5 protein-coding genes and 1 pseudogene are annotated in these 6,319 nt (G+C 64.9%); 5 read left to right on the top strand and 1 reads right to left on the bottom strand.

Translation table 11 applies throughout. The features are described 5' to 3' along the window. The coding region (locus VMR39_RS27045; protein ID WP_325421066.1) for a CHAD domain-containing protein at positions 1–694 on the top strand (694 nt) is incomplete at its 5' end. 6 nt (positions 695–700) lie between these two features. On the opposite strand, the gene VMR39_RS27040 is transcribed toward VMR39_RS27045, so the two are convergent. Beyond that, complete coding sequence (locus VMR39_RS27040) at positions 701–1,351, bottom strand: 2OG-Fe(II) oxygenase (RefSeq protein ID WP_325421064.1); 651 nt, start codon at positions 1,349–1,351, stop codon at positions 701–703. A gap of 184 nt (positions 1,352–1,535) precedes the next feature. On the opposite strand from VMR39_RS27040, the gene VMR39_RS27035 reads away from it, so the two are divergent. The 4 genes and pseudogenes from VMR39_RS27035 to VMR39_RS27020 form a co-directional block, all read left to right on the top strand. Then, the gene (locus tag VMR39_RS27035) at positions 1,536–2,378 is read left to right on the top strand and encodes a type II secretion system protein N (RefSeq protein WP_325421062.1); all 843 of its coding nucleotides are present in this window, start codon (positions 1,536–1,538) and stop codon (positions 2,376–2,378) included. Then, positions 2,375–4,591: a type II secretion system secretin GspD gene (gene gspD / locus VMR39_RS27030; protein WP_325421060.1), complete on the top strand. Its 2,217-nt coding sequence runs from the start codon at positions 2,375–2,377 to the stop codon at positions 4,589–4,591. Before VMR39_RS27035 ends, gspD begins: the two co-directional genes overlap by 4 nt. After that, a complete protein-coding gene (gene gspE / locus VMR39_RS27025) occupies positions 4,588–6,129 on the top strand; it encodes a type II secretion system ATPase GspE (RefSeq protein ID WP_325421058.1) in 1,542 nt (513 codons plus the stop codon). Before gspD ends, gspE begins: the two co-directional genes overlap by 4 nt. Next, positions 6,122–6,319, top strand: a pseudogene (locus VMR39_RS27020) (type II secretion system protein GspF); the annotation flags it as partial. The gene gspE and the pseudogene VMR39_RS27020, both read left to right, overlap by 8 nt.

The following is a 6,319-nucleotide window of genomic DNA, read 5'->3' as shown; positions in this document are numbered from 1 at the left end:
GGCGCGGGTCGCGGTTCGGCGGCTTCGGTCGGCGCTTAGCTTGTTCAAGCCGATCCTGCTGGAGACCGATATTCAACGGTTTCGGGATGAATTGCGCTGGCTCGCCGGCATGCTGGGGCAGGCGCGCGATCTGGATGTGCTGATGGGGCGCATAGAAGATGAGTCGGTGCTTGCTTCCCTGGCCGATGTGCAGAAGATTGTCCATGAGCGGGTCGGGGAATGGCTGCATTCGGCGCGCGTGCGGACGCTGCTGCTTGATCTGGTGGAATGGCTGGCCCTCGGGGCCGGCTGTGGTGGAGAAGCGGATGCGCTGGCGGCCGACTTCGCGGCCGGACGGCTAAAGCGTTTGCGCAGGCGAGTGGCGAAGGGCGGCCGGCATATTCAGAAGTTGCCGGACGAAGAACGACATCAGGTGCGCAAGGATGCCAAGAAGCTGCGTTACGGCACGGAATTTTTTGGCGATCTCTTTCCAAAATCCAGGCAAAGGCGTCGCCGCCAAGATTTCGTCGATGCGCTGGAGGATTTACAAGCTACGCTGGGCGACCTCAATGATTTGGCCACGGCGCCGGCCTTGCTGGCGCAATATGGCCTGGAGCCCGATACCTCACTAAAACTCCGGCGAAGAAAGAAACTGCTCGATCGCGCGGCGCAGGCCCATGCCGAACTCACCGAAGCGCGCAAATTCTGGATGTGAGATTGCTCAGCCCCAGGGCTTTTCCCTGTACCATTTGGTAATGACATGCTTCACGCCACTGCGAACCTTCATACCGTGGTGCAGGCTGGCGGGATTGGGCTCGCCGGGCGTTATCCGATTGTTCCAGGCAAGCAGCTTGCCGGCTTCGGGCTGGACGGTCTTCCCGATCTTGGTAAAGCGCGTCGCGCCACCTGCGGCCGGCTGGTCAAGATAGACCATCAGCGTCCAGGTGCGGTTGCCGGCCACCGAGCAATATTGGGCATAGTCCGTGCCCTTGGGGTCAAAATAGTCGGTATGTGCCTTGAATTCCTGCCCGACGCTGTAGCGCTGCCCCTGGATCGGTTCGCCATAGACCGGATCAATCCCCGCGAAAGCGCAAAGCTTCGCGTCGATCGTCGCGACGAAGGGATCGGCCGAATCCAGGTCGCAGGTTTCGCTCGTGCGGAAATAGCCATCGCCATTGGCGTCGGCGATGGTGGAGGGGCGACGGTCGGCGTCGATCCGCTCGACCAATAAGCTACACTCTTCGGCCGACAGGAAATGGCGCTGAATGAAAAGCGTCAGGTCGCGGTTGGGCACTTTCTGGACGCGCGGATGAGCGGCGATCCAGGTGGGATCGGCGTCGCTGGCCTTGGGATGATCGGCAATATCGGACATTATGGCCCTCGCAGGATGCTTCGCGTGGCTGACCCATTCAAGGGTCTAGCTATCGCTGACGCCGCGAAATGCAAGCTTCCTCACCCACTTGCGCGTCATGTCATATAATGGTCACATAAATGTCATTTCGGAGTAAGAAGAGTTGCCTAGCAGGCGGGCGGGAACTCAAGGGGGCTATCCATCGATGCGCGTGCCGTTCGGCGACAAGGTCCGTGGTTGGAAAGGCGGCATACCGTCGGTCGACTGGCTGAAGCTGGGCGAGCGGCTGTTGCTGGCGCTGCTGGCTTTACAGATCGTGCGCCTCATATGGGTCGTGCTGACACCGGTGGGCAGCTTCGGCCCGTGGGAAGGGCGGCAGGCGCAGATCCTTACGCCCAGCGCGCGGCAGGCTCTGTTCGCCAGCTTCGATCCCTTTTTCCGGACCGGCGCTCAGCAGCAGGGGGGCGGGGTGGTCACGTCGCTGGCGCTAACGGTCTATGGCATCCGCCTCAACGAAGGGTCGGGGCTGGGTTCGGCGATCATCTCGACGCCCGATGGCGTGCAGAACAGCTTTGCCGTTGGCGATGAAATCCTGCCGGGCGTGGTGTTGAAGGCCGTCGCCTTTGACCATGTGACGATCGACCGGGGCGGGGCCGAGGAGCAGGTCTTCCTCGACCAGTCCACGCCCGCGTTGGAGGCGGCCGCGCCTGCACCGACTTCGGGCGAAGGCTGGCAGAGTGCCGCGCCGCCGCCGACTGCACCATCGCCCGGTATCGATTCGCCCACGGCCGACAGTCTGAAGCGTGATATCGGTTTCGCCCCGCGCATGCAGAATGGACGGATCACCGGTCTGGCCGTCATGTCCAAGGGGCCGGCCTTCGCAAATGCCGGTTTCAAGCCCGGTGATATCATCACCCAGGTCGATGGCCAGCCCATCGGTAACCTTCAGGCTATCCAGAGCAGGATCGCGCCCGGCGCGCGGCTTGCCCTGACCGTCGAGCGCGGCGCTGCCGTCGCCTCCGTCAACATCATAGTGCAAGGCCAATGACCCGCAAATTCCTCCTCTCCGCCGCCATGGCCCTTGCCCTCGCCGCGCCGATCACGACGCCGGTGCTGGCGCAGCAGACGCTGAACGTGCGCGATGCCGATATTCGCGCCTTCATTCAGGATGCCGCGCGCGTCACGGGGCGGACCTTCATCATCGACAATCGGGTGCAGGGGAAGGTGTCGGTCGTGACCGACCGGCCGCTGTCGCGCTCCGAATATTTCGAGATTTTCCTGTCGACCCTGCGCGCCAATGGGTTGGTCGCCGTGCCGGCACCGGGCGGCGCCTATCGCATCCAGCCGGCGGACGGCGCATCGGGTCAGCCGAGTGGCGTCGGCAAGGCGGCAAACCGCAACAGTTTCGTCACCGAAGTGTTCCGCCTGCGCTCGATCGACGCGGCGAGCGCGTTGGAAACGCTGCGCCCGCTGGTGAGCAAAGATGGCTCCGTTACTGCGAACCGGGCTGGCAACAGCGTGGTCGTGGCCGACTATGCCGATAATATCGCCCGCATCCGGCAGGTGATCGCCCGGATCGATCGCGATACGTCGGCGACGCAGATGGTCAGCCTGAAAAATGCCGGTGCGCGCGAGATCGCGACGTCGCTCCAGGCGCTGGTGGCGAGCGGCGGTGGCGAGAATGCCGCGCCTTCTGCCGCGACGGTGGTGCCGATCGACAGCAGCAATTCGGTCGCGATCCGGGGCGAGGCCAATACGGTGGCGCGATTGGCCAACATGGCGCGCGAACTGGATCGGCAGGCGGCGAGCGGCACGGAAATCCGCGTCTACTGGTTGGAACATGCCGATGCCGAAAAGCTTCTGCCGGTGTTGCAGCAGTTGATCGGCCAGTCGAGCAGCCAGCCGGTGACATCGTCCACGCCGGCAGCAGGCGGGCAGGGCGGTGCCCCCGCGTCGCAGGCGGCTGCACCGGTCGCGGCGGCTTCCTCCTCCTCCTCCTCCTCTTCGGGCAGTGGCATTTCCACGCGTGGGCCTGCGATCGTCACCCGCTATGAGGGCGCCAACGCCATCATCGTCGCTGCCAACAGCGACGTGAAGCGCATGCTGGGCGAGACGATCCGCCAGATCGACACCCGCCGCGAGCAGGTGTTGGTGGAGGCGATCATCGTTGAGATCGGCGATGCCGCCGCCAAGAAGCTGGGCGTGCAATTCCTGCTTGGCAGCACATCGACCGGCTTTGCCGCGACCAACTACAGCAACGCATCGCCCAATCTGCTGACGCTGGCGGGCGCGGTCGCGGCCGATCGTCTGGGTACGACCAAGACGACCGTGGTGGCGGCCGACGGCTCCACCACGACGACTGAAACCCAGACCAACAGCGACCTTGCCAGCACGCTCCAGCAAGCGGCGGTCAGTAGCCTGCAAAGCGCGACCGGTGCGATTGCCGGGCTGGGCGGCAGTATCGGCAATAACGGCATTTTCGGCGCGATCATCAATGCGGTGAAGTCGGACACGACGAGCAACCTGCTCTCCACGCCTTCGGTCATGACGCTGGACAACCAGAAGGCGTCGATCCTGGTCGGCCAGCAGGTGCCGGTGACGACCGGCGAGGCGCTGAGCCAGAATTTCGACAACCAGTTCCGCACGGTGCAGCGACAGGATGTCGGTATCAAGCTGGAGGTGAAGCCGCAGATCAACACCGGGGGCGCCATCAAGCTGTTCCTGAAGCAGGAAGTGTCGAGCGTCGCCGGGCCGGTGAGCAACAGCAACAGTGACCTCATCATCAACAAGCGCGAGATCGAGACGACCGTGACGGTCGACGATGGCGAGATACTGGCGCTGGGCGGCCTGCTGGACGACAATGAGCGCAAGACGATCGAGCGGATTCCGCTGCTGTCCGACATTCCAGGGATCGGCGAGCTGTTCAAATCGCGCAGCAAGAGCCGAACCAAGACCAACCTGATGGTCTTCATCCGCCCGACCATTCTGCGGTCGAAGGAAGATGCGCAGAAGCTGACCCAGCAGCGCTACGGCTATATTCGCGGCATGCAGTTGCAGCGCGATCCTGATGCGGAACCGACGATCGACGAACTGGTGCGCGACTATATGGGGGCGACGCCGCCGATCGCCGTGCCGCAGCCGGGCGACGCGGTGGTGCAGCCTGCCGCAGTCGCCGAGCCGCAGGTCATCGAGCCGACCGTTCGCCAGTCGAGCGGCGTCGTGCGCCCCGTCGAGATCCCCGCCAGCGGAGAGAAGAAGTGAGCGACACGGATCAGGGCGAAGTCATTTCCCCGGTCATCCCGCCGCGTCCGATCGACATTCCCTACACGTTCGCGCGCAAGCATGGCGTGGTGCTGTTGCCGCCCGAGGGCGAGCGGCTGACCATCGCGGTGCGCGAGGGGAGCGATCCGCGCGTGCTGCTGGAGGTGCGGCGGCATCTGGCGCGCAGCTTCGAGGTGCGTTTCGTCGAGGCAGCGCAGTTCGACCGGCACCTGTCCGATCATTATGCGATGGAAGGCAGCGCGGCCGCGATGGCGGGATCGCTGGAGGTCGGCGCGGATGAGCTGGACATATTGGCCGCCGACATTCCGACCGCCGACGACCTGCTCGACAGCGCCGACGATGCACCAGCGATCCGCCTGATCAACGGCATCATCGCCGAAGCCGCGCGGCAGGGCGTGTCGGACATCCATATCGAGCCTTATGAGACGGGCCTGATCGTGCGGATGCGCGTCGACGGCGTGCTGCGTGAGACGCTGCGGATGCCACCCCATGTCGCACCGGTGGTCGTCAGCCGCATCAAGGTGATGGCTCGCCTGGACATTGCCGAGCGGCGGGTGCCGCAGGATGGACGCATCGGCCTGACCTTGGGCGGCAAGCTGCTCGACGTGCGTGTGTCGACCCTGCCGAGCCGGGCGGGGGAGCGAGTGGTGCTGCGTATTCTCGACAAGGAGAATGCGGGGATCACGCTCGACCTGCTGGGGATGACCGGCGCGCCGGACCGGATTTTCCGCGAAGGGCTTTCGGAGCCGAACGGCATCATCCTCGTTACCGGGCCGACCGGATCGGGCAAGACGACGACGCTCTATGCGGGGCTGCGCACCCTGAATGACGGGTCGCGCAACATCCTGACGGTCGAAGACCCGGTCGAATATGCGATCGAAGGTGTCGGTCAGACGCAGGTCAATGCCAAGGTCGGCCTGACCTTCGCGGCGGGGCTGCGCGCGATCCTGCGCCAGGATCCCGATGTGGTGATGGTCGGCGAAATCCGCGACCGCGAGACGGCCGAGATTGCGGTGCAGGCGTCGCTGACCGGGCACCTCGTGCTGTCGACCGTCCACACCAACGACGCGGTGGGCGCGATCACCCGAATGCGCGACATGCGGGTGGAGCCGTTCCTGCTTGCCTCGACCTTGCGCGCAGTCATAGCCCAGCGCCTTGTCCGGCGCCTTTGCCAGCATTGTCGCGGGCCGGTGCAGGCGGACAAGTCGGCGAGCGCGCTGCTGGGCTTCGATCCGGGCACGATCATCTACAAGGCACGCGGCTGCGAGGAATGCAACGGCACCGGCTACAAGGGGCGTATCGGCGTGTTCGAGGCGATCCGTGTGGACGACACCATCCGCCGCCTCATCAACGACGGCGGCGATGAATCGCTGATTGCGCGCCATGCTTTCCTCAATGCACCCAACCTTGGCTCCGCGGCGCGGGCGCTGGTGCGCGACGGCCAGACCACAGCGGAGGAGGCCATCCGCGTATCGCGCCGCGATGCGACCGAGGTGGAAACCATCGCCGATGGCTGAATTCGACTATGTCGCCATCGACCCGGCGGGCAAGGAACGCAAGGGAGCGATCAAGGCCGAGACGATCGACGATGCGCGCGCCAAATTGGACGCGCGCAAGCTGTTCGTCGTGCGGCTGGAGGTCGGCGCGGTCCAGGCGGCGCGCAAGCGGGCGGGGCTGTCGCTGCGTGCGCCGCGCCTTTCCGCCAAG

The organism is Sphingobium sp., assembly GCF_035511395.1.
Lineage (GTDB): Bacteria > Pseudomonadota > Alphaproteobacteria > Sphingomonadales > Sphingomonadaceae > Sphingobium.
Note: the sequence above shows the minus strand (reverse complement) of the source record. Positions and strands in the feature narration are given on the sequence as shown.